General features: G+C 37.8%; 21 protein-coding genes and 1 pseudogene. 7 read left to right on the top strand and 15 right to left on the bottom strand.

Annotated elements, in window-relative coordinates; genetic code table 11:
• Window positions 1-89: 89 nt before the first annotated feature.
• Window positions 90-1,064, top strand: a complete 975-nt coding sequence (locus DSM106972_RS49475) for a hypothetical protein (RefSeq protein WP_186538322.1) — start codon at window positions 90-92, stop codon at window positions 1,062-1,064.
• 192 nt (window positions 1,065-1,256) lie between these two features.
• Here DSM106972_RS49475 and DSM106972_RS49480 read toward each other — a convergent pair whose 3' ends face one another.
• Window positions 1,257-1,793, bottom strand: a complete 537-nt coding sequence (locus tag DSM106972_RS49480; RefSeq protein ID WP_127087599.1) for a DUF6155 family protein — start codon at window positions 1,791-1,793, stop codon at window positions 1,257-1,259.
• A gap of 30 nt (window positions 1,794-1,823) precedes the next feature.
• Window positions 1,824-2,609, bottom strand: coding sequence for a hypothetical protein (locus DSM106972_RS49485; protein ID WP_148129288.1), 786 nt, complete (start codon window positions 2,607-2,609; stop codon window positions 1,824-1,826).
• A gap of 363 nt (window positions 2,610-2,972) precedes the next feature.
• Here DSM106972_RS49485 and DSM106972_RS49490 point away from each other — a divergent pair.
• A pseudogene (locus DSM106972_RS49490) lies at window positions 2,973-3,113 on the top strand (DnaB-like helicase C-terminal domain-containing protein); the annotation flags it as partial.
• Between the two features lie 664 nt (window positions 3,114-3,777).
• A complete protein-coding gene (locus DSM106972_RS49495; protein WP_127087601.1) occupies window positions 3,778-5,826 on the top strand; it encodes a VWD domain-containing protein in 2,049 nt (682 codons plus the stop codon).
• Between the two features lie 119 nt (window positions 5,827-5,945).
• On the opposite strand, the gene DSM106972_RS49500 is transcribed toward DSM106972_RS49495, so the two are convergent.
• The 10 genes from DSM106972_RS49500 to DSM106972_RS49540 form a co-directional block, all read right to left on the bottom strand.
• The gene (locus DSM106972_RS49500; protein WP_127087602.1) at window positions 5,946-6,719 is read right to left on the bottom strand and encodes an exosortase-dependent surface protein XDP2; all 774 of its coding nucleotides are present in this window, start codon (window positions 6,717-6,719) and stop codon (window positions 5,946-5,948) included.
• Between the two features lie 402 nt (window positions 6,720-7,121).
• Window positions 7,122-7,889, bottom strand: a complete 768-nt coding sequence (locus DSM106972_RS49505) for a pentapeptide repeat-containing protein (protein WP_127087603.1) — start codon at window positions 7,887-7,889, stop codon at window positions 7,122-7,124.
• Complete coding sequence (locus tag DSM106972_RS55260) at window positions 7,850-8,389, bottom strand: IS630 family transposase (protein ID WP_267901245.1); 540 nt, start codon at window positions 8,387-8,389, stop codon at window positions 7,850-7,852. The genes DSM106972_RS49505 and DSM106972_RS55260 overlap by 40 nt, the downstream gene beginning before the upstream one ends.
• Before the next feature lie 21 nt (window positions 8,390-8,410).
• Window positions 8,411-8,806 (bottom strand): helix-turn-helix domain-containing protein, encoded by a 396-nt coding sequence (locus DSM106972_RS55265; RefSeq protein ID WP_267901246.1) that lies wholly within the window; start codon window positions 8,804-8,806, stop codon window positions 8,411-8,413.
• A gap of 62 nt (window positions 8,807-8,868) precedes the next feature.
• Entirely contained in the window at window positions 8,869-9,042 is a 174-nt protein-coding gene (locus DSM106972_RS49515) for a pentapeptide repeat-containing protein (RefSeq protein ID WP_127087604.1), read from the bottom strand.
• A gap of 102 nt (window positions 9,043-9,144) precedes the next feature.
• Complete coding sequence (locus DSM106972_RS49520) at window positions 9,145-9,780, bottom strand: Eco29kI family restriction endonuclease (protein ID WP_127087605.1); 636 nt, start codon at window positions 9,778-9,780, stop codon at window positions 9,145-9,147.
• Between the two features lie 11 nt (window positions 9,781-9,791).
• Window positions 9,792-10,982 carry a DNA cytosine methyltransferase gene (locus tag DSM106972_RS49525; protein ID WP_127087606.1) on the bottom strand — a complete coding sequence of 397 codons (1,191 nt, stop codon included), beginning with the start codon at window positions 10,980-10,982 and terminating at the stop codon, window positions 9,792-9,794.
• Window positions 10,983-11,079: 97 nt separating this feature from the next.
• The gene (locus tag DSM106972_RS49530; RefSeq protein WP_158633034.1) at window positions 11,080-13,755 is read right to left on the bottom strand and encodes a pPIWI_RE module domain-containing protein; all 2,676 of its coding nucleotides are present in this window, start codon (window positions 13,753-13,755) and stop codon (window positions 11,080-11,082) included.
• Window positions 13,745-16,945 carry a pPIWI_RE_Z domain-containing protein gene (locus tag DSM106972_RS49535; protein ID WP_127087608.1) on the bottom strand — a complete coding sequence of 1,067 codons (3,201 nt, stop codon included), beginning with the start codon at window positions 16,943-16,945 and terminating at the stop codon, window positions 13,745-13,747. Before DSM106972_RS49535 ends, DSM106972_RS49530 begins: the two co-directional genes overlap by 11 nt.
• Entirely contained in the window at window positions 16,942-18,102 is a 1,161-nt protein-coding gene (locus DSM106972_RS49540; RefSeq protein ID WP_127087609.1) for a restriction endonuclease-related protein, read from the bottom strand. Before DSM106972_RS49540 ends, DSM106972_RS49535 begins: the two co-directional genes overlap by 4 nt.
• 148 nt (window positions 18,103-18,250) lie before the next feature.
• Between DSM106972_RS49540 and DSM106972_RS49545 the strand changes: the two genes are divergently transcribed.
• From DSM106972_RS49545 to DSM106972_RS49555, 3 genes are all read left to right on the top strand, one after another.
• Window positions 18,251-18,466, top strand: coding sequence for a hypothetical protein (locus DSM106972_RS49545; protein WP_127087610.1), 216 nt, complete (start codon window positions 18,251-18,253; stop codon window positions 18,464-18,466).
• Window positions 18,459-18,698 (top strand): hypothetical protein, encoded by a 240-nt coding sequence (locus DSM106972_RS49550; protein WP_127087611.1) that lies wholly within the window; start codon window positions 18,459-18,461, stop codon window positions 18,696-18,698. Before DSM106972_RS49545 ends, DSM106972_RS49550 begins: the two co-directional genes overlap by 8 nt.
• Before the next feature lie 974 nt (window positions 18,699-19,672).
• The gene (locus DSM106972_RS49555; RefSeq protein WP_127087612.1) at window positions 19,673-20,101 is read left to right on the top strand and encodes an Hsp20/alpha crystallin family protein; all 429 of its coding nucleotides are present in this window, start codon (window positions 19,673-19,675) and stop codon (window positions 20,099-20,101) included.
• Window positions 20,102-20,240: 139 nt separating this feature from the next.
• Here the strand turns inward: DSM106972_RS49555 and DSM106972_RS49560 are convergent, their stop codons facing one another.
• The 3 genes from DSM106972_RS49560 to DSM106972_RS49570 form a co-directional block, all read right to left on the bottom strand.
• Entirely contained in the window at window positions 20,241-20,753 is a 513-nt protein-coding gene (locus DSM106972_RS49560; protein ID WP_127087613.1) for a peptidoglycan-binding domain-containing protein, read from the bottom strand.
• Window positions 20,754-20,961: 208 nt separating this feature from the next.
• Window positions 20,962-21,825, bottom strand: a complete 864-nt coding sequence (locus tag DSM106972_RS49565; RefSeq protein ID WP_127087614.1) for a DNA adenine methylase — start codon at window positions 21,823-21,825, stop codon at window positions 20,962-20,964.
• A gap of 92 nt (window positions 21,826-21,917) precedes the next feature.
• Window positions 21,918-23,057 (bottom strand): hypothetical protein, encoded by a 1,140-nt coding sequence (locus DSM106972_RS49570; protein WP_127087615.1) that lies wholly within the window; start codon window positions 23,055-23,057, stop codon window positions 21,918-21,920.
• Between the two features lie 324 nt (window positions 23,058-23,381).
• On the opposite strand from DSM106972_RS49570, the gene DSM106972_RS49575 reads away from it, so the two are divergent.
• Window positions 23,382-24,195: pentapeptide repeat-containing protein (locus DSM106972_RS49575; protein ID WP_148129289.1), on the top strand; the 814-nt coding region annotated here is incomplete at its 3' end.

Consider the following 24,195-nt stretch of genomic DNA (forward strand, 5'->3'; position numbering starts at 1 on the left):
TAGTCGTATTTGAAGAAACTCTGCGCTCCCACTTGACCGCTATTCCTTGCCCAAAGCCAATTTAAGATGCGTTTGCCCTGTCTGGCGACATGGGCAGTGGTAAATCCAGTTTCACGGCAGCACTGGCGCTTTTACGTTTCATCTGCTGGGGAATCAAGCCAGCGATGGTATTAGACCCCCATGCTCATCAAAACACAGTCGAAAAATGGGTATTTTTAGAAAAACTAAAAGCAGAAATCTACGGTGGTGAACAGAACTGGGTGAGTATAAATGAAGGCATAGAAGCAATATTTGAGCGGTGGAAAACCCGCACAGAAAAAGATGCTTGGGAGTCAATAATTATTGATGAGTTGACCACTTATGCCGAACAACCTGAATGTGCTAAAAATGCTCCAAAATTAATTCAAGGTGTGATTGGTAATCCTCGCAAAGCACACGATGCAATGATCTTAATTACCCATAGCAACACTAATGCTGGCACGGGTGGTTCGAGCGGTTTTAGTGATGCGAAGAAATCGGGTACTATTGAGATAAAACTGCGATCCACAAATGATATGGCACCCCTTTATAAAGGAGAATTGATTGGGTATAAAGACGCAGATGGTAATGTAATACCTGAATTTAAAATTACTATCCCTGAGTGGTTAAATCCTGCCAAACTTTATAATGCCATAATAGCTTCCGCTCACGCGGAAATTAAAGCGAAAAACCAAGATAAAGAACAAGTGGAGGATGATATACCCATTGAGGAGTTGCCAAGAAATTTGTGGAAGGCTGCGATCAAAAGGCTAAATGATTTATTATCTCAAGATGCATCAAATCAGCCCCATGATAATCATGAATCATCAGATAATAACTCTTCCTCAAATATCAGCGACAAAGCACAAGCTTTTATTAAGTACATGAACGAACAACAGCTTATAAGCATTAAAGTTCGTGATGCTTATCGTAACTTTAGGTTAAAGAACTATAGACCAAATGCCTCAGAAATGAAAGCTATTATGCAAGAGCTTGAAAATGCGAATATAGGTAAATTAGTCGGTGACACTTTCACTCTTTCCTAATATTTGTCGCCTGTCACCTGTCGCCTCAAAATGCAACATAAACCCCCAAAAACGCTATTCTATAACTAGCTGGCGACAGGCGACAATATACCTCCAACCATTGTCATAGCGTTGTCACAGCCAGGTGACAGCATAGGCGCCACTCAAACTACAGGCGCCATTACAGCATCTAAAAATTCTAAGTTATTATGGCTATTTCTTACCAAAAGTAAACTCATAAGCTTCGCATAAAGCATCATCAAAGCCCCATCCTAATCCAGACGCATCTAACTTAATTTTTCGACACCGTTCTCGAAAGATATCTTTTAACTCAGGATTAATAATGGCGCCTAATGCTTGTTCATACATTCCTTCCATACTTATATAGAAAGATTCATCAATATCGCCATAAGTACTGGTAAATTTTACCCCTTGCTCTACATAAAAAAGCATAACATCAATTAAAGCTACATCTGAAGTACACAGCTTTTTGTATTCAGAGATAGCTTTTTTAGCAACCGAAAGTCTTGCCTGCCCTAATCCTCGCGATGGAAAAAACTCATCTGAGATAACTTTTTTACATTTAGTAGCAATCTCTTTCTCGTCTTCAGGATAAATCTGAATGTGGTAATAATCTTTAACCGACTGAAATTTTCTAAACATCTCGGTAATATCATCGATTAGTTCCGTTTGAGAACGATTTTTAAGATATTCTTTAAGTTGATTAATATTAAGCTTTTGTTGTACCATATTGATGACCTTTTATGATATATAAGTAAATTACCACCTTCTATCTGTACCAACCTCACTTGCATCAACTTCGATAAAGCAGTAATCCATATCCGCTATTGAGTCCATTTCCCGAAATAAGTCATAAACTTGTTTATCTAAGTCTTCATCATTCTCATAAAAAATGGTAACAAGGTAATCATAACCTGAAGGCGTAACTTTTTGAGCGTTATAATAAGACAAACAACTGCGCTCGATATACTCTCTTACTTTCTTTTTGCGCCGAATAAATTTGTTGTTGTTCTCAACTCGCAACCAAATTTGTATAAGCGCTGATTGCTTGACTACTTCTTTATCAACTTCAGTTAAGGTATTCGCTTTTTGAGCAGGGTTTTTATTGGGGGCTTTTTCTTCGGGTGCTGGTATTTCGGCGCCTTTTACAGGAACTAATAAATTTGGCGCCTTTTTTTTAGACTTGGGTGTAGATTCAAACTGCTCAGTTGTGTTTATTCGCTCACAAAATGCAGCGAGCTTCTCGTCTACTTCTTGTTTTACACCTGTAAGTTCACGTTTTATGACTTCTTGAAATTCAGACAGCAACTCATCTTTAATTACCGATTTAAGTTCTTCTGTTAAAATTGTCTTACTACTTGTCTTACTAACGGAGACTTCAATAGAACCATCGGACAATACCTTTATACCAGCAGCAATGATATCAATTAAAGTTTTAGAGCGGTCGCATCCGTTGTTATTATCTGCGGGATATCGTTGTTGCCCTAACTGGTCTATTGCTCCTAGCAGGTCGCTAGGGCATCTAAAATTAAGCATTTTTGCCATGTCTTACTTCATAAGTAATACTTGTTTAATCCAAGTCTTACATGAAAAGGTCATGCAAAGCGCACAAAACTGGATTAAGCGTTGTTACACGAATACTACAAAAGTATTTATGCCCATCACCCTTAAGAGGTTACGAATGCTATTTCATGCCTAAGAGCTACTACAACCTTCAATAAAATTCCTATACAATAAGACTTTTAAGCGATTACCCAGTTTTCTGTTCCAATGATGCTCCCACCCCTATCTCAATCAAAAAAATGCTTCATTGACTGACTATTATTTTACCTCATTACAATCGGCAAAGGTAATAATCAATATCGTGCTAACTCGTACAATATCCATTGTCAGCCGACCCTTGAACTAGTAGAATCACGCACAAATAAACGACCATTATTGTCTGATTTGAGAAAATCCGGCGCCTTGGAGCAAGATGCGGATGTTGTCGTCATCATGCTTTATCGTGACGAATATTACAACTTAGACACTCCCAAACGCGGACTAGCATAGTGTAGCCATCCACAACACAATATTTAAATACCACTTCCATTAAGTGGCTGAACTTGTATATCACAGTTATATAATTATTAAACGTTTTTCAACAAAGAAACTCAATGACAAATTTAAACGCTTATTTTTGTATAATAAAAAACTTAGTTTCATAATTTAATAAACTTTTTGTTGTCATGTTAAGCGAGTTGATGTATCATTTAAAGCAATAGAGCAATACGGCTCTGTATAAATGTGCAATAAACTAGTACATTATGGTGGAAATAAGTGAATATTAAAAATAGTTGGAGAGCTTGTGAAATAAACTTTCTTCCTTTTACCTTATTGTAGTAGTGACTAAGACTGTTAATAATTGGTTTGAAATCGGCAAACCATCCTATTAGTAATGTTAACAATTTTTTAGGGTGAAATATTATCCTATTTATAGTATTAATTTGTGCTGTTGTTAAAATATTCGGCTTACTCCTAGTAGGGATAAAGTTAATTTTATTCTAGCATGTGCTGCTTAAATTTGAATTTGTCTTACTTTCAGAGTTTTTGTGTCAATCTGAAGGTAAATTATAGTAATATTGTATTCCAGTTCTAAAAATTCCTGCCTTGTAAGTATATATCGATTAAGTGTAAGTCATTAAATGATTGAATTTATTAGGACTGTTGATTTATGCGTAGTGTTAGATTTTGGCTGACTGTAATTGTGAGTTTTGTGTCAATTCTGTTAGGCACAATGTTTTTCCCAGTAATGGCAAAAATACCAGATAATTATTCCATATCTCCGTTCCAAGAATTTAGCCAAATTGAAACTTTAAGACCTTCCACAATTAGCTTTAAACCCGATGAACAGGGGCAAGGGCATCGATTTATTACAGAATCTACCTTAGCAGGCCCCTGGTCAACTCCTGATAATTCTCCAATTATCGATGAAGATGGAAAACAACTAGGATTTACCTCGGAAGCAATCGAAGAAATTTATCAAGGAAACCGGAGTGTTGATTTAAAACCAGGATCAAGTTGGCGCACCTCAGAAGACTTTGATATTCCTCAGAATCACTTTGACAATGAATTGTTTGAACTCGGCTCGACTCGCCTAAAAACACTTAAACAAGGCGTTGTGGATGCATTACGATCAGTAAATCAAAAAGAAGACTGTAATTGTTCTGCAAATGGCGACAACAATGCCAACGTGGAAGCAGGTAAAACAGCTAGACGACTCCTGGGTCAAGCCTTGCATTCCTTACAAGATTTTTATGCTCATAGCAACTGGGTGGAGTTAGGCTTCCGGAACAAAGAAATTGATGCTCGTCTTGGCAGAAGTGTTGTGCCAAATCCACCACCCGGTTTTATGCCCGCAAAAAAACCTAGCGATCCAGGCGCCTTAGACCCACGCTTAGTAGGCTCACGCGATATCAAATTTCTCACCTCTGGTTATTTTATGGGTGTTGGTCCGATTGCATCTTGTAAAGCGCCCAAAGGAAAAATGCGTCATGGTGCAGCGGTTATTTGCTCAAATGGACTCAATAAAGACGAAAGGGAGCGAGCTAACTATGCGGAAGCAGAAGCCTTAGCAATCACTGCGACAAGAGACTTCGTTAATCAAATTATTGCTGAAGAACCCGAAATTGGAGGTAATCTTGCCCGAATCAAAGTCTTGATGGGTATTAAAACACCATGTAAAAACAATCGTCCCAACCGCCCTGAATGTGAACAGCGAGGGGGCAAAAGCTACGGTGACCCACATATTGCAACCATCGATGGCTTTTCTTATAGTCTACAAACGGTGGGTGAAGCCATCCTGATTAAATCTAACGATGGCTCGTTTGAAGTACAAGAACGCCATTCTCCCTTTGGTTCGTCGATGTCTCTTAACACTGCAATCGCAGTAAAAGCTGGCAAAAACCGTGTAGCTTTATATACACGAGATATACCAGATGGAAACACCAGCACACCCTTGAGGTTAAATGGGAAACCTGTAACTCTCAAGAACGACAAATTAAGCTTACCTGATGGTGGCTCTATCTCAAAACAGGCTGATAATTATGTGATTCATGCTCCAAGTGGCGAAAATGTTGTCATTAGTCCAAGAGGTTCTGGCACCCAGGCGTTTCTGAATGTTTCACCCTTCGTTTACAATCGTTCAGGAAAATATAGTGGATTGCTAGGTAATGTGAATGGAAATCCCAATGATGATTTACAGATTCGTGGTGGCTCCAGTATTTCTGAGACTCGATCTAGTTATGGCGATGTTAAGCAAGTGTTAAACCTTGTTGGATTGCGAGTTCCAGGTGCATTAGATGCCTCTGAGAAACTGTATTTTGATAATATGTACAAAAAATTTGCAAATAGCTGGCGTGTCAAACCTAATGAATCCCTGTTTGATTATCCACCTGGAAAAACAACTAAAAACTACACTGACCTAGCGTTTCCTGATAAATATTTAACGCTCAATATGTTATCTTCTAGTCAGGTGCAGAAAGCTCGCGAAGCCTGCACCCAAGCGAAGGTAACAGAAGACCTAATGGAAGGTTGTATTTTTGACGTTGGATTCTCAGGATTTTCTGAGTTTGCTCGTGCTACAGCCGAGATAAGTGGCTACATTAGCATAGTAAATCAGCTTATCCCAGGAGTAAATATTCCTACACCAGAACAAGCGGTGGAGCGTGTTATTGAAAAAGTGAAACCCAAGGTGTGCTTGCCCTTAGTTGGTTGCTTATAAGTAGAGAGGGCATCACAGCAACGTCTCTATAATTTCGGTGTCGGCGCCTATCCAAGTACTCAGGGGGAGCAAAATGAGGGTGGGCGCCATACTTATACATTGACCTAATTGCTATATCGTTACTTAGCAATTTTGCGGCGCTTTAAGAGAGCGACGATTCCTGATACTAAACCAATACTTACTAAACTAGTTGGTTCAGGAGTGCTTTTTGCTACTGCACCAACGACTTTAAAATCAGGCCCATTGAATGAAGCTTGAGATGTTAACTGAATACGGCTGATAGGACTAGAAACTCCTAAATCTGCAAGACTTACACCCCAAGAACCAACTTCTTGGGCGCCATCAATTTCAGTAGTGTCAATGCTGTAACCAGCATACTTTGAATCGTTACGAGAAAGAGTTAAAAGATTACCGATTAAATTACCATTAGTATCAAGAGCTTGAACACTTAAATCACTGTTCATTCCACGCTCAAAGAAAAATAGTTTATCTAACGCTTTGTTAAAGCCAAGGTTTATTTTGAAAGAACCTGTATCTTCGTCGTCAATAATATTATTGAGGTTGAGATTTCCTAAGCTGGTAACTAGATTTTGATTTGTAGGGTCTTCAACATTTATACCTTGGGCATTGTCTCCTTTTTCTGAACTAGCGGCGCCACTATTGCCACCTGTGTAAATATCGTTTTGAACAATTTTAGCTTTATTCACCAAAGCAAAATCGTTAATTACAGTACCATCGGTTAGCTTTACCGATTTTAAAAAGATATCTTCCTTGGGATTATTATTGTAAGTAGAATTAGTCGTGAAAGTAAAAGCTTGAGCAGGAGATACAGATACAGCCAAAACACTCGCAGTAATTAAACCAGCAAAAGCAGAAATATGTTTAAAATTCATTTTTTATTTATTTAGGTGGATGCAATTTCTTTGTCCTTGTGTATTCATACTGTCATAGCCCATCCCGAAGTGTGTAGTGCTTTTACGTTATCTTTTTATACAACTTTATATTTAGTATGATATAACCTTGGTAGCATTATGAACGTTATTATCGTCTAAAAGAGGCAAAACTCGGTTTATTTGCTCGCATAAATACTGCTATAATTAGATAATTATTATACTATATTTATTTGCGTAGAGAAAAAAAAGGAAATAACTGGTTCATATTCGCTCTTAAAATGAATGTAGAGGCACCTACGTATAGAAGTATTTCTACGGATTGTCAAGTGTCACTGTCCACGATGATACAGGCGCCTGACTATAAAAGCTTTAATAGTGGTTAAAATGTTTATATACAAACTTTTAGCATCCTTTATTTCTAATGCTTCCATCTGGCATAATAGTTCTACAGAAGATGGCGCCATCAAAACAACACCCGTGACCATTGTCTTCATATAGATATGCTCCTTTAAAACTTGCGTCACTTAAATTAACGCCAACAAAGGAGTTATCTGCTAAACCTGCCTCTTTGAAAACAGCACCACTTAAGTCAGCAAAATCAAAAAAATTTCTTTGAATATTTGAGCTTTGAAAATTGCAATTTCTTAAGTCAGCATAACGCAATTGAGACTCTGGAAGTCCCATGAAATATAGAGTACTACCTCTCAAGCTAATTCCTGTCAAATCTAAGCTGCAAAATTCAAACGTGAAATTTCTTTCTCCTGAGTCATAGCGTTTTTGTAATGACTTAACATCTTCGCTGATATCATAGTGATAATTCTCGATATCTCCATTAGGTAATATAGTTTCGTGAAAAATTGCGTCTGCGTAATTCCAATCCCAATAAGCATTTGTAAAAATTGCTTGGCGACAGAAAGAACCATTAAAATTACATTCCTGTATTGTCGCTTCAGTTAAATTTGTTCTAATTAGACTAGAGTCACAAAGAAGCGTTTTGGTTAAATCAGCATTAGTTAAATTACTTTCGTTAAAGTTAGTTACTTCTATTTGTGAATTACTCAAATTAGCATTGGTTAGATTGGCAGAACCCAGGTAGCAGAACCTTATATGAGCATCGCTTATAGCGTTTCCTAGTCTAGTGAGGTACAATAACAGCAATGAGTAAACCAATTACGAATATCATTTAAAGAGACTTTCTTAAAAGCTGCTTCAATAGCTTGTGCTAAATCTGGATAATTTCGGGCGCCGATAGAACGTAATATGCTTTTAATCTTTGACCAGCAATTTTCGATTGGTGAAAAATCAGGAGAATATGGTGGTAAATAAATTACCTTAGCCCCAGCAGCTTCAATTAATTTTTCAATCTCTCCACCTTTATGAATAGAGCAATTATCCATTACGACACAAGCTCCTTCCCAAAGTTGCGGAACTAAATTTTGAGAGATAAAAGCTTCAAACGTAAGTCCGTCAGTTGCGCCTAAAAGGCTATACTTGGTTATTATGCCCTTCAATCCGATGGCGCCAATTACTGAGACATTTTTACTACGTTTTTGAGGACGAGTTCCATGCGCTCTTTGACCTTTGGTCGCGCGTGCTAATCGTCTTATTAAAGATATATTTACGCCTGCTTCGTCAATGAATATAAGGTTTTCAGGAGATACCGCTTGCATTTCGCTCCCAAAATTTTACCCTTAATGACTGAACTCTTTCAGTTTCCTTTTCATCCGCGTGCAATGTTTTTTTTTCACCGTGAATTCCATTCTGTTTAACATTCTATCTACTGTTGAACGACCAATCAGCACTCCTGTTTTTTGTTCCAATAAAATACGAATCTCCGCCAAAGTAGCATCGTTATTTGCCTCTACAATTTTTTTAAGAACATTTAGTTGTTCTTCGTTTAACTTTGGTGGAGTTTGTTGTATCCTTATTTTAGGAGCTATGCTTCCTGTCTCTCGATACTGTTTAAGTATTTTTTGAACAAAGCTTAAAGCTACTTTAAATCTTTCTGCAAGCTGACGTTGCGAGATTCCACCTTCTAAGTACGTATCAATTATCTTCTGACGTAGGTCAAGTGAGTATGCTTTCATTTTGACTTTTTTAAGATGCACTACCTTAATTTAGGTATTATACCTCATTTGACTGGGAAACGCTATATGTTCGCATTGCTTAAATTTGTCCCCATCAAACAAGTAGATTCAAGCCAAGCTTGACTTAAATTAATGTTGCTAAGGTCAAGGTGATTTAATTGAACACCTTTTAAAACAATTTTGGAGAAATCTCGTTCTCCTGATTCATAAAGTTTGAGAAATTCTTCAGCATTCATTATATACCTCAAAATATATGAATTTTAAACTATGTTGTATCATTTTATAACGCTATGGGCTTCCGCAATGCTTTCCGGTGAGAGGTAATACTATGTTACTTTTTAACCTTCATTTTCTACTGGACATCCCAACCGCGTAGCTACATTCTGGCAATGTTGTGTCACTTGTGTTTGTAAACTCTCAATTGTAACTGGATTTGGGGATAACTTTTCTGCAAATGAGCGTCCTGGGTGTATTTGATCCCACATCGAACGCATCTGCGCTCCCCGTCCTTTACCCGGAGCATGAATACCAAAGCCAGAAATTATACTGCACCAAACGGGCTGGAAGTGACGTATTAATATAGCTTCACCCCAAGCAACCAAATCTACTGCCATTGCCACTACTTCAAAATCAAAATCCGTAACATCAAGATTTGTAGCTTTTAAGATTGAACTTCGATGCTCCCTCAAACGCCCAATTAATCCTCCTGTTACATTTTCTTTACCAGTACGCTTACCTGGATTTTCTGCTTTCCCAATATAAATTGGCATACAGCAAGAATTTTGGTTAGCAATTTTAATACCTGAATACAAAGGAAACTCTCCTCGGTAGTATAATAAATAAACACCAACGTAACCAGATAATTCCTCTTTCAACTGTTCAAGTTCTGCAAGTGGATAGCACCGCTGTCTAGTTTGAAATTCAATTAACTCGTTGCGTAAAGTGGCAGGCGCCTGAAAAACCTCTAAGGGCATGAGTAATATCACTAAACAGCATTTACAATTTTCTTATTAGCTGTAACAAACTGCAAATGATTGTAGATGCTAGAAGCAATAATATAAGCAAGATTGACGGGAACCGCATTACCAATTTGACGCATCGACTCACCCCAAGTACAGGGAAAATAATAGTCATCGGGGAAAGTTTGCAACCTTGCTGCCTCGCGTACTGTAAAATAACGCACTTCTCCTGATGGTAAAGCAAGCATGTTTTCTCCGCCAGGAACACCATGTACACCAGCTTTGAGTGTTTTAGCAGGTTCATCCAAGGGGCTACCCGTGTGTCCTGGGTAACTTCTTGCCCCTGGAATATAAATATGATTGGGTATAGATGAAGCTGCATGACTGTTGGGTAGGTCAGAAATAGCATCCCGGACGGTACGCCAAGGAGCGGTCATACTACCTAATAAGCTGGCGCCAGTTTTTTGTAAGCGCGCACGTAGTTTTGGGTTACAATCTGGACGCGCGCTACTTGGAATACTGTGGCGCTCCCAATATTCACCTGTTACCCATTTGTCCCAAATAAGCGCCTCTTCGGTATGAGTCGGTTCAGTCCAAGACCAATTGATGTTTAAATCAGACCTGAAGCCAACGATAAAAACTCGCTCGCGTTTTTGCGGTACACCATAATCAGCCGCATTTAGTAATTTATAAGTAACCTTATATTCAAGGTCATCGGGAACGGCGCCATTATGATGACGTTCCAGCCGAGCCACATGCTCAATCCAAGACTCATTATCATTAAGTAAAACTTCTGGGTGAGTAAGCTGCAAGATTATATACTCAAAATAATTGATAAAATTTTGACGCAGTAATCCGCGTACATTCTCAATTAAAAAGGCTTTGGGACGTAGTTCGCGTACTGCCCGAAAAAACTGGGGAAACATATCTCGTTCGTCAAGATGGGCGCCGTGTCTGCCACCAATTGAAAAAGGTTGGCAAGGTGGACCACCAGCTAATAAGTCTATTTCCTTACCAATAGTAGAGATATCAAAATCCGCTACGTCCATTTGGTGAAGGCGCCAGTTACTAGCAGCATTATTAGAGCGCTGTTGATTTTCACGGATAGTGTAACAACTATGTTTATCGCGTTCCACAAGTGCTAAGTGATGGAAACCAGCTTTCGCTGTTCCCATCGCCAAACCCCCGGCGCCTGTAAATAACTCTACTGATTTCACGTTTTTGAATGCCCTAAGTACATGTTGTAAGACATATTTATAGTACTTTTACTTTTATAGTACTTCCATGCGTGTATAAGCGAAAAACAAACTTCGGTTATGGTTTTCTAATTGCTTGAATTGGTTTATAGGCGCCAAGTCCAGCAGCAAGGTGCAGGGATGCGGGGTAATTTGTGGCATCGAGGTATTGAATTAGTCCGTAAAGTCGTAGGCATTGAACGTAGCTCGCCCAATCTTGAAAGCTATCCCCTGGTTGAAGTGTCAGGTTAAGTAAAATACCACGGGGATTGTATCCTTGAGCTTGGGGATTTGGCATTTTGGGTTCTCCTTTGTTTTGACCTCTCTTTTTGACTAGCGGTATTAATTTACTTTGGTTGAGAATACCGTCGCTGCGAGATTCAGGGCGTTGGTTACTCAAAAAATAATATCCGCATTCTGCTCCTTTTGATAAGGGATGAAAGACACCTGCGGTGTGTCCAAGAAACTCTCCGCTTTCATCACAAACACGGTAAATAGGAACTTCGCTGGTGCTTGGTGTAATTATGCTGGCTACGCGCACATGCGGATACTGCTCAATGGGAAGCAAGGTGATATTTTCAATTTTGGGATTATCTGAAATATCAAAACCAAGTTGGTGCTTTCTCCAGTATTTTTTTTGCAAACAAGGTAAACCTGCCATCCGTAAATTGGCAGCATCAAAGCAGTATAATGTTGGCTCTTTCGTTTCTTTGAATAAGTTATTAAACACCCAATTTTGAATTTTACTTTTGCTGAACTCTACAGGTGTAAACTGACCATCAGCCATTTGTATTTGGAAGATGTAAAAATCCAGCCATTCATCACATCCAAAGGCTTTAGCAGTGATACCATTTTTATCCATACGTACTGCTACAGGAAGGTATTTAATTATTTCTCCTGTATAGTAATGATGTTTGTAAACACCGACGCTTGCAGTATCTGTAAATGAGTTTTCTGCTTCAAATGTTGGATAAGTATAGGCGCCTGCCATTGATAATCCACTTTTTAGCGATGATTCTATACAATGAGCAAAATTACTTTTTAGTGACTTCTTTTTTACGAACTTACCCTGTTCTTTGGCAGCGGCTTTTGCTACTTCTATTTTAAGAGTTTCATTATTTAATGCTTCTGCCGTTAGGAAGTCAGCAATATCCTTGTTATCTTTTGGTACAAAGTGGTCGGTAACGCTATTAAGCTTTGCTAATGCGGGACGAAAGCATGGTTTTGGGTCTTTTTCAGCACTTCTCCGAAAGTGTTCTTTGGGTAGTATTTCAATTAAGGTTAGTGTTTTTTTATTTGGTGGTGATGAAGGAAGTGTTTTTTGGAATTCCTTAATTCTGTTAGCACAGTCGTTTTTCCAATTGTTCCCAGATAGTTCTGCACCCAAAGCACCGAGACTATGTATAGTGACATCATTAATTCCGTATTTTTTAGCGAGCGGACGAATTAGTTCAGATGCTTCATTACTCTGTGATAATAATACTAATTCAAGATTCGGCGGAATGTAAAATGGTGGAGTTAAGTTGGGAGTGGCAAAATGCTTCTTGATAAATTCTTTGACCTTATCATATTCCTTACAAGGTTTTTCTAGTAGTTTTTGAGAGTCACAACGTAAATAAGGTTCTACAGGTGCAAACTCTTGACCAAGCACTTTCTGTATACGCTCTAAACAAGCTTTATGAAGTATTTCATTGTCTATCGGGAATAGTCCATCCTCGCTAAAATGCGAGTATGACATTGTATTATCATAAACTACACCCCAAACTAAATTATCATTTCTATAGGGTGTTTTGAGTACGTCTTTAGCCGTAAATTTATCTTTGAAGTTAAGGATATTAAATAAAGGTACGAGATTGCCTTCAAAATCGATTCCTTTATCTTTTCCCATATATTTTAACTTAGATGGTACAAATCTTTGAGATTGTTTATGTTTAACATAAGCCGTTTTACCTGAATTTAGATATTCTAACTCCCAACTAACCCAACGTCGAATACCGTAATCACAATTAAGATAAGGTTCTCCTTCAGAATTGTAGTGGAGTGAAAAGGTTAGTAAGAAAGAGTAGTAATGCGAGATTTTTTCTTTCTCTTTACTGTTTTTCTTTTTTTTATCTTTTGTAATTATTACGGCTGGCCAGCTAATCAGTTCTATCTCGTTAGATTCTTCTGCTACACATTCATAAAACTGTATTGTTTCAAATATTTTATCGCTGTTGGGAAGGGTTAAAGGTAACGGTTCTGCTACTATTGCACTTGCTACTAGGTAAGGAATCAGGCTGTAGTACAAAGGGTCAATTTGTAGTTCACCATCTTTAATACTCCATACAGGTTCTGGAAGTTGAACTTGATGAAATTGTAAATCTTTACTAGATAGCGCATTAATTTTTTGGCTTTCATCTGCTGTCAAAGACTTTAAATCTTTAAATGAGATATTTAACCAATTTTTGGTAGTACTAGCAATATCTTTTGTGGATATTTCGTTAGTTTTGGAATAAAGCCAATTAGCAGGTGCTGTCTTTCTTAATACATTTGGAGAATGGAATAAAATGTCTGGGTCGATTGAATGTGTAAGTGCTTGGTTAAGACATTCTATTGGTGGTAAGATGTAATTTTTACCATGTTTATGCTGCTGTAATTGGCAAAATAAGTCTTTCCAATCTTTGGGGAAAGTCAATGCATACAAGTCAAATGGAAGTACGATTTTCTTTGGTATTTGTACTGCAAACAGTTGTATAGAATTAGATCTAGATGCCATGTATTTTCTCCAATGCACGGTAGAATGGTTCATAAAGTGAGCGAACTAGGGCTATGTCGCGCGCGTCAAAGCCTGTCCTGGTTTTGGTAAAGTAGGGTTGTAGAACGTATTTGAATCCTTTGAGTAGGGAATCTTTTTCGGTTTCTGGTTTTTTAAGGGCTAGGTTCGGCGCCCATGCTGCATCGATGAAACGAATTAAAGTTGGTTGGTTGCCGCGTATTGTTCTAGCTATTGCTTGCCAGGTCAATACCATTAAACTCCAAATTAGTCCTTCGCGTACTTCTTTGGATAGTCCTTTGTAGGAGTAGCGTAGTTCGGTATCAAGACTTTTAAGAAATATACCATAACCTTCGCTTTTCCAAGCGTTACAAACTTCAATAAAGTCGCCTTCTCTCTCAGATACTATGGCTTTTCTTTCTCTCCATAATGCAAGTCTAAATTTATATTCCAGGTCATCGGGTGCAGGATGTGGACGCACTAAAAAGTATGCTCCACCAAATGCGCTTAGTCCTGCTGAGTTTAAAATGTTTTTACCTCGTCCAATTGCGCTTATTGGTGCTAGTAAAATTGCTAGCTTTGTGTCTGCAAAATTCTCTACGTTACTGCGAGGAATCAAGGATTCGTCTATATCTTCGAGTGGGGAACGCGATGTTAATTTTCCTACTCGGTCTTTCCAGTATGAGCTTGTATCAATACTGTCAATGGCTTCGTAAACAAAATCTACTTGCTCGTAACTGTTGACGTACCAAATTAAACGCTTTCTATCTTCGGGTAATGCGTCAAAGTCTCGTTGCATGGTATCGGTTGAACGAAGCAGCGAACGTACTATTTGTAACAGCGCTTCTTCTTTGTTGTCTGTTGCTCCGGAAACTCGTACAGGTTTACCATCAGGATAGTAGCACTCTGTGAAGTGAAAACTACTTTCTGCAATGCTTTCTACCGCTTCTTTAACTCTTGGACGCAGTAAGTAATCTACTTGTTTATCTACATGATAGATAGGACTTTGACCTGCCCAACTTGTACCACTGAGTAATAAAGCGTGCGCTCCTTGTGTTCCTTCGTCCGCGAATACACTAGAGAAGTTTTCTAACAGCCAGCGTCCTTGTCCGAGTGCTTGGAAGTACCAAAGTTTTAATTGATTTTCCTGCCGTTCGAGTTTGAAGCCACAAACTAAACCAGATGCTAGTCCTGGTATTAGACCGTAAAAGTCTCGTGGAATGCGGTTGAAGAAAACAATTTCGTCGGCGCCATCAACTTGTTGTTCGAGTGCGTATGCAGCTTTGATTGATTGTTGGAAATATGACACGAACAAAACTAATTTAAGGAATAATGCGAACTTGCAGCAAAATCCCCATTTATCGCTGATTGCTTTTAACCAACCTTTTTTAGTAAGCTCATTTTGTATCTTGGTAATTGTATCTTGCTGTTCCTGATAGTTTTCATGATTAAGTCTCATTGCATACTCAGCAAGCCAGGATTCTTTCCAGGCGCCTTGTAAGAATTTGGATAACTCCTCGTATACAGGGTTTTTATCTAGAATGAAAGTCTCGGAGTCAGTATCTATGCCTTCAGCCTTGGCAATTTGTAATACAAAGTCCCTTGCAAGCGATGAGCAAGTAAAGAATTTATCTGCTAGCCACTCGGATTCGTCGGGCGATAATTGTAATTGCGTACAGATATTATCAACAAGCGAATCAGCATTTTGCAGCGCATGATTAAATTGCCCAAAGGTAAGTTGCCGCAAGTCGTTTCTGGAATTACGCAGTTTGGTTGTTCGTGTCCATGTTACTATTTGGTCGAGAAATCCATTACTACCTTTTTCGATTAGTTTAATCGCAGGTAAGAATGTTGAGTCGAGGTTAGATTGTACTTTGTCGCATTCGTCGAAAAATACAACATCGCAAGTGCGGTACATCAATTCGTAGTAGGTAATTGACTGCGGACTGACGTGGGGTAACGGACGAGTAAATATGGCTGCTGCGACTGTAGTTAAAATGACATCTGAGTCTGCGAGTTCGTTTGCATCACGATGTCTCGGACATTGACCTATCAAGGGACAAACTTTTGGACCATTTCCTTTACTGTTGCTGTCGTTGTCGTCTTCACTATCATCCTTTGAGTCATCTTTTACCTCTCTCAAATCAAAGCATGGAGGAGAAGGAGGATTTTCGGGTTGAAAGTATTGGCTTAGGGGACAAGCTGTTGATAGATGGGTAAAACCATCCAGTCCACCGTTTACACCATGCCAGTTTTCAAGGTGAGTACCTCGACTTCTTTGACCAACTACTACAGATACTCGTAAACCAACTTTTTTAAGTAGACTTGCCATTCTTAGACAAGTTACAACTTCGTTAAAAACAATGCCAACTCTATGTTTTTTGTTTGCTAACGCTACAGTTAGTATTTCAATTAGGGTTGATTTACCTGCATTTAATAGTCCAACTAAGTTTTTAACTTTATCGAATACAATTGTATCTATTTCTACATAACCCATTCCTTGAAAATGCTCAATAATGATGTTTTGCAGGCGCCGTTTATGGTCTTGTTTGCAGCGTTCATCTAAAATATTGGCTGCGTCTTGCATTTCCTGCTTGGTAATAGAGATAGCTTTGTTTTTATCGCGGTGTACCGATATGACTCTTCCTTGATATGTAGGTAAATTTTGTGGAAGTCTTACACTATAAGTTTTTTCTCCTGATTTAAAGCTATATTCTTTACCTGGTGAGGCATATTTAACTGTACGTTGACGATACTTTAGTTTGTTACTAAGTAATTCTTCAAAACGTTCAAAACGGTTGCCCCATATTGAAGGCATGGATTTTTGGGAAAATCGATAAGTTTTGTTATCAACATCGTATGCTCGATACTTTGAAGGTATTTGGTTGTATATTTTTATTAATCTTTCGGTAGCATCTTCGTTTGTTAAATATGGTACTAGCTGTCTGAGATTAAATAATGTTCTTTTTCCTTCAGATTGGATTAACTCAGCTAGTCGTGGAAATAGGTAAAATCGATTGGATATAAGCAGCCATACAGATATTGCTGTTTCAATTTCTGCTTGAATACCTAACTTTTCGACGGCAAATAGACATAACTCCAAATCGAGTAACGCTTCAATTTGGTCTTTATGTAAATCTGTTTTTTGTAAGGATTGTGCTGCTTTTTGGCGCCAAGACCTTGTTTCTCTCATGTATGAGTACCCTTTTTTTTGGTGGGACTTTTATTTTGTGTAGTCTCCTTATTTAACTCCTCACTAACCTCCGAATAATCTTCAACTAAACCCGCTTTCTTTTTAGCCAGTGCAAAAACTGCATCATCGAAGATGGGTTTAACATTTTCCCATCGCCATTTTGATTTAAGCTCTTTTAGATAAGCAGGACGGTCTTTTTTGCGTTCCGCAGGAATAACAATATATGCAACATTCCATTCGGGTTCGCTAGGTATTGGCTCATCACCCAAATTCCTTACTAATAAATAAGGGTTTGAATAATCTTTTAAATCGAGTGCCCATACCTCACCATCATTAAACTTGATTTTTATATCATAGCTGTCGCGCTCTGGGTAAAGTTCAACATCTAGCTTTATATCTAGCAACTTTTGGTATAGCTGAATTTCCGCGCGTCCTGGGTAAAACCAAAAGCGCTCGATACTACGCTTCAATTTTAAACAGTTGTCTGGTAATTTTATTTTACGCTTCAACCTGCGTCCAGGTGGACAGCGGTTACAGCAAGAATTTGCAATTACCTGCTTTGAAAAGTCTATTCCTGCCAGCGCATAGCAGTATGGGCAAGCATAAAAATTTCCCTCTAACTCGTGGCAACTCGGTATTGGTTCGTAGCATTCATCTAGTAATTCCGACAAGCCAACACCAAGTCCAAAATTCCCTTTAGCTTCTACAAACTCTTGGTTCGACAGCACAGGATGCTCAACAATAAACCTGCGGAATTTTGTATAAATTTGTATCCCTTGTGGATGCGAGTGGCAGTGTTGCAGTAACTTAGTGGCAATTTTACCCTGCTCTTGGCTCAGTACACTACCACCGAAAGCTTCCGCTAACTCAATTGTTAACTCTGTGGGTTCGCTAAAAAAAAGTAGAGATTCGTCACTGTCTATCTCGTCGTCAATTTCCACTCCCCACTCAGACAAGGGTTGCTCGCAAAGTTCGTAAAACTCCGGTACACTAGCTGGCGCCAAATCCGGTTTACCACTCATTAAAAATGCCAGAACCACCTTGTCGTAACCCATTTGCAAGTCAGGAGGGTAAGGGTAAAGGGGTTTTTGTTTCGCCTTAACCCTAATTAGACCTGCAGAAATTTGCTCTAGTGTGGGCGTATCGACTTTGACCACAAGTTACTATCCTAAAAATTGGAATTTTTACTATAGTAACTAATAATTTACGAGTTAGACACACATAAATATAAAATTTTATGAATGTAAACTGCGGTGGCGCCATCCGAGGCTGTATCTTAAAATCTGTAATTTATTGGGGGAGTGCATGACTGAAAACAACGAGCATTCGGACGGGATAAAGCGTTCCAAAGGCAAATTTGACCCAGTTACGGAAAAAAGAGATTGGTCTATAGCCGCATCCGAGGAGTATTGCAAGCGAATTGCCAGAAACACAGGTAAGCGATTAATAGAGATAATAGACACAGAAGAAGATAGCCTTTTACCAATAGTCTGTATTTTTGAGGGTTATTTAGATGACTGAAACAGCCGCTGTTATACCGCTAAGTACGGTAATTCCCATGTTTAACGCAATTAGTGACCGTGATTGGTCACGATTTAAAGAACTTGAGTATGAGTTTGCCAACAACTACGGTGTAGAAACTTGGGCAGATGTTTTTAACTTTCGTATTATGCCTGCTCTAGAACCAGAAGCCAAAACATGGATATTAGTACAAAAATGTAGCAAAGGCTACACAGTAAGAGTTGTTGAATGATTGTAAGCCCCTGCATGGGGCGCCCTTGCCAGAATTGTGTTTAAATACTTTACTTCCCGTCGCATTGCTCTGACTCTTAGAAGTAAACCACATTTATAAAAAAGCGGTTGCGCCCAAATATGCTCCTTAAGCAACCGCTAACTGCTTAATCTAATTGGTTATAAACCTTATAGATTCTTGAGAGAATTAGGTTTCCATTTACCTTGAATTGCGCTATGTAGAAACTTACTTGGGTAAGCTGCTCTACCTTATGCTTTAAAAGACCTTACGGATAAAAAACTAATAACAAAAGTAGTACGCAAAGGTACTACTGACGTTTATCGAATTGCGGATAGAAGTGAATGGAAAGAGCCAAACTACACGGTTGAACCAAAAAGTGCTTTAGAATACTTCAATCGCGCTATTATTCGCCGTGAAAAGAAGGATACGTCTGGAGCGGTTGAAGATTTTAAACAAAGTATAAATCTTTACGAGCAAGAATTAAAACAAAAAGAAGGAGGCAGTACGAGAAAAGAAAAAGACCTTCAAGATGCACGTAAAGAATTAGAAAAAACCCAACAGAGGTTAGCTGTCTCAGAACTATAATTTTGTGTATTTTGACTCTGACACAGAAGAATATATTATTAACTTAACATTTGATGGAATAACGAAAAAAGTTGTAAATGCATACGGTTATAGCAATGAGCCAAAGCTTACGATGTTTAGGCTTAATGATACAGGTTATTGTGGAAAAATATAATCAATTGACAATTTAGTATTTATTTGTTAATTCGGTGCCTCGGTTGAGTTAACCGTACTAATATTATTCGTATTTACACTACTTCTAAATATTCCATTAATAATGGTCGGTTTTCATAAATGTAAAAGTGATAGAAACCGTATTTCCAATTATTTTAGCCTTTATTACTATAAGGACATACGAAACAATAAACCGAACTAATTAATTAAACAAGTTTGAGAAGGAGCAACACAAAATGTTAGCACGTTACTACCCTTGGCAAGAAATGAATGCAATGACTCGTCAATTAGATTCATTGTTTGAAGAATTTCAGGCGCCTGCATTTAGAACACCTGCTGCGGAACTGCACGAAACAGACGAAGCAGTACATCTAAAATTAGAATTACCTGGTGTTGAAGCCAAAGATGTAAATATAGAAGTTACCGAAAACGCAGTGAAAATAGTAGCTGAACGCAAAACAGAAACTAAGACTGAAGATAACGGTAAAACCAGAAGCGAATTTTATTACGGTAAGTTCCAACGTGTAATTCCATTACGTGCGCGCATCCAAAATACAGCCGTAACAGCAGAATACAAAGACGGTATTTTAAATTTGACACTACCTAAGAGTGAAGCAGAAAAAAATAAGGTAGTCAAAGTTAACCTTGGGGAAGTCTCTGCGTAATCATCCATTGCAATTGGTTGAAAAGGTAATATAAATATAGCGCCTCCAATATATTAGGAGGCGCTTTTTATTACAAATTCTATGTTTGTTAAATTGATATTAACCGTTGGCGCCTGCTATCTTATATAAGGTGAAAATCTTAGCAGAAAATTGTACTAATTTTGCTCAATTCAAACCAAGTGCGGTCGCCAACTACACCATCAACAGGCAAGCCAGTATTTTTTTGTAACTGTCTTACAGCTTTCTCTAGACGATTACCAAAGTCACCATCAACGGCGCCAACTTCATAACCACCAATTGATAGTCTTTGTTGAACTGCTTTAACTAAGTCTCCTTTGCTGCCTTTTTTTAAGCTAGGCATATCAACAGGGGCGCCTTTGAACAATGAACGCCAAGTTCTATCGCCAACGATACCATCTTGTACTAAAAACATCCGTGCTTGGAATAGTTTAACTGCGGCTGTGGTCTTGGGACCGAAGTTACCATCAATTACTTCTTCTCCTGGGAATACGCAGGCGCCGGAACTGCCAATTGTTACGTATGCACCATATTTTAGTAGTAGTCCTTGTAACTCTTTAACTGCATCACCCTTAGAACCTTCTTTGAGTACGGGCTTTTGAAGTTGAGCGGCTGTGTTAAATGTAGATGTCATAATCGTTTTTCCTGTGTGTGAATTGTTTGTATACTTAATTCATCACTGCGCCGAACAGGAATTACGTCTTTGTCTTGGTACACAACAGGGTACTATTTTTTGAGTTTAAACCTCTCCCCAACCCCGGAACCTGCGAGGAGAGGGGAGTATATTTGTTCCCCCTTCCCTCGTAGGGAAGGAGGTTAGGGGGTTAGGTTTTCCATATAACCTAAAATAAAAGCTCTAAACTCAACTGTACTGATGCTTGTTGGTTTTCGTTATTGTTTACATTATAATTGGCGATAAATAATTCTTTGCCTTTTTTGGCGCCGTTTTGCTTGTAGTTATTCATTCCATATTGTAATTCCCACTCGTTCAGGTAGGCAGATTTAAAGTTTTCCCTGATAAATGGTGAGTCATCGTAGGTTATTAACCAGCGTTGTGGACAGTTTTGTACGAGTGTTGCGAACCTTTGATGCTCGAATGAGATATGTAAATCTCCAGATTTACCATAAAGCTTGGATTTAGTAGCTGTAAAATAAGGTGGGTCTAAAAATATAAATACATCTTGACCCTCTGCTTGTAATAGTTCGCTATAATCTAAATTGGTAATTTTTACATCTGCTGTTAAGATACTCTCTAATCTTTCTAAGCGGTCGGTAGATGATTTTGTAAATCGTTTGTGGAAAGCTTGCTCGGAGAATCCTCCAGATTCAACGGTGCCAGAGAAGGTAATTCTGTTGAGGACGAAAAAGCGCACCGCTCTGTCAAAATCAGATAATTTGTTGACATCTACTTTGGTTAATTCTTCAAATAATTGCTTACCGTCTGTATATTTATCTTTGATGCGACGTATTTCTTCTATAAGTTGCGGTAGGTGAGATTGAGAAAATTTCCAAAACAGGAACAGTTCGCGATTTAAATCATTAATCCAAAACTTGAGGTGAGGAAACTGTTGTTTTAAGTATATAAAGACAGAACCACCACCTACAAAGGGTTCTCTGTACTCAGAGAAACTATTTGGTATATATTCAGCTATCTGGTCAATAGCTTTTGATTTACCTCCTGGGTAACGCAGTGGACTTTTTATCATAGCTTTTGGCATAATATATACGTTCGTAGGCTAGCATTTGAATATAAAATTAATAGTACAATGATAATATAATAATTAACTGATTACATATTTTAAGTAATATTACGAGTCACTTCAATTTTAAGATTTTGATTATGTTCTGCTTCTAAAGCTAGTTTTTTAATTATTTCTTTTTGGTTTTTCTTGAATATTTTTGAATTAGCATCTAAAAATGATTCTAGTTCTGCTGGTGAAGCGTCTGGGAGTATAATGGCGCCAATGACATTGTTACCTGTTAATTTGAGCTTGGTTATAAATGATACTGGTTGCCCATCAAGGGTTAAAGAATCAAGATTGGAAAATAATATTAACTTAAATAATCCATCTTGTATATCTGAAACTTTGGGTAGTGCGTCTGTAGAAGTATTTTTAGACTCTTGTATTATATACGTATCTCCATTATGAAATATTTCATCTGGCGTTAAGTAATAAACTCCTCCTAAGTAATTCTCAACACTGAAGGTAGCTTTTAACCCATCGACTAAATACTCTAGCTCGTGGGATGTGAGAGCTTCCCTTTTACTCGCACTTTGAGAACCTTTAAGAGAAATATTTTTAAATTCCTCGAATTCTTCTATAATTGCTTTTAAATAACTATTCATTCCTTGCCGAAAATGAATTTCTACCCCAGTTTGTTGAGAAATAGAATCATAAGAGTCAAGAGCCTTTTCAAAAATTTCTACAAACCTTTCTTCAAATAAGCTTTTGTTCCAATGAAGCGCGCTTTGATGGTATGCTAAAATTTCATCGATTTGAGATTTTACAAATTCGTTATTAAATTTTTGGTTTGTTAACTTCTGTTTATCAGCCTGTCCCTTTTTATTGCTTTTATCAGCCGTTTCGTAGTACGCAAGTACAATATAAATATTAAGCAAATTCATCCATGATATGGTTGAATACTGAATCCTATCTCTATCACCATCTTTACCTTCATCTTTGATAACTGGGATTATTGTTATGACTTTTGAGGCGCCGTATGTATTGTATATTCTTGTAAACGGATAACTCCTGGTTCTTTTTGGTGATACCCACTGTGAGTAAGCTATTTCTGTAATAGGAGACTTAATTAATCCAAATTTGGGGGACTTATTGACATTAAATTCTTCAAGATTTATCTTTTTTAACTTGTCAGCTAAGTAAGTTCGGTAAATTACTCCTTTAATAAACCCTGTAAAGTGTAAAACTTCTGTCATGTGCTTTGTTGTGATGGGTCGAGGCGCCGCTTTCACTTTATTATACAGTTAAGAGTAAAAAGTTAAGACAATAATCTAGTATAATGACGCAAATCACAAACTGCATGTAATTAATATTACATGTGTTATGATAGTTACTCTGGTATTAGTACGCAAATATAATACTAAAAAAGGATTGCGTACACTATTGAGTAATTATGCTTCTATTTTTTTATTGGTGTGCTGCTCACGAAGGCAGTAAAGCAAGGGAATATAAGTATAATTTTGTACTTCAATAGTTGATAGCTTGTCTAATTGCTGCTAATTACTACTAATGTGTTGAGTATGACAGAACAAAAAGTACCGAACCAGCGTGATATAAAAACAGAAAGTGGTAATTACAGTGAACGAATCGGCAAGCACTATATTCAAGCTAAACAAGTTTATATTACAGAGCATTACGACCGTAAAGAAACAGATGCGACCCCCAATAAAGCAAAATGTAAGACAGATATAAATCATAAAGGTAAAGCAACTTTTGTCCTGACTGGTACAATTGATTCTGTTGATGAAAAATTACTCAGGGCTTTGGAAATTCACTTACAAAAGTTTTCAGAAGATGCAAGTTTAACAATTATCAATATTGAATCTGGTAGTATAAAACTTACACTAGAAGCTTCTTACGAAGGTCTAGAAAAGCTTAAAAAATTAATTGAAGAAGGAAAACTAACAGAAGTACTAGGTATTCCTGTGGAATATATCGAGTTTTCAGGTGATGACAATTTAAATTCTAAAGATTTTAAATCAGATTATAAGTTGCGTTTAATTCAGGATATTCTGTCTCAAGGTGCTAGAGGTAATCATCTAGAGGGCGTGAATTTAAGTGATGCTGACCTTACTGGTGCTGATTTATGCGGTTCCAATCTTAGTAATGCTAATCTTGTAAAAGCCAAGCTAAGGCATACAAATTTAGTTCGTGCTAATTTAACAGGTGCTGATTTAAATAGCTCAGACCTTACTGGTTCTAACTTAACTCTTGCATATTTAGATGGTGTAAACCTAATTAACGGTAATCTATCTAGTAACCGTTCAGGGGGGGCGCCTGCGTTCGTGGATAAGCGAGAGTTTGGAGCAACTATTTTTAGAGAGCAATTAGGTA

This window comes from Dulcicalothrix desertica PCC 7102 (assembly GCF_003991905.1).
GTDB classification, from domain to species: domain Bacteria; phylum Cyanobacteriota; class Cyanobacteriia; order Cyanobacteriales; family Nostocaceae; genus Dulcicalothrix; species Dulcicalothrix desertica.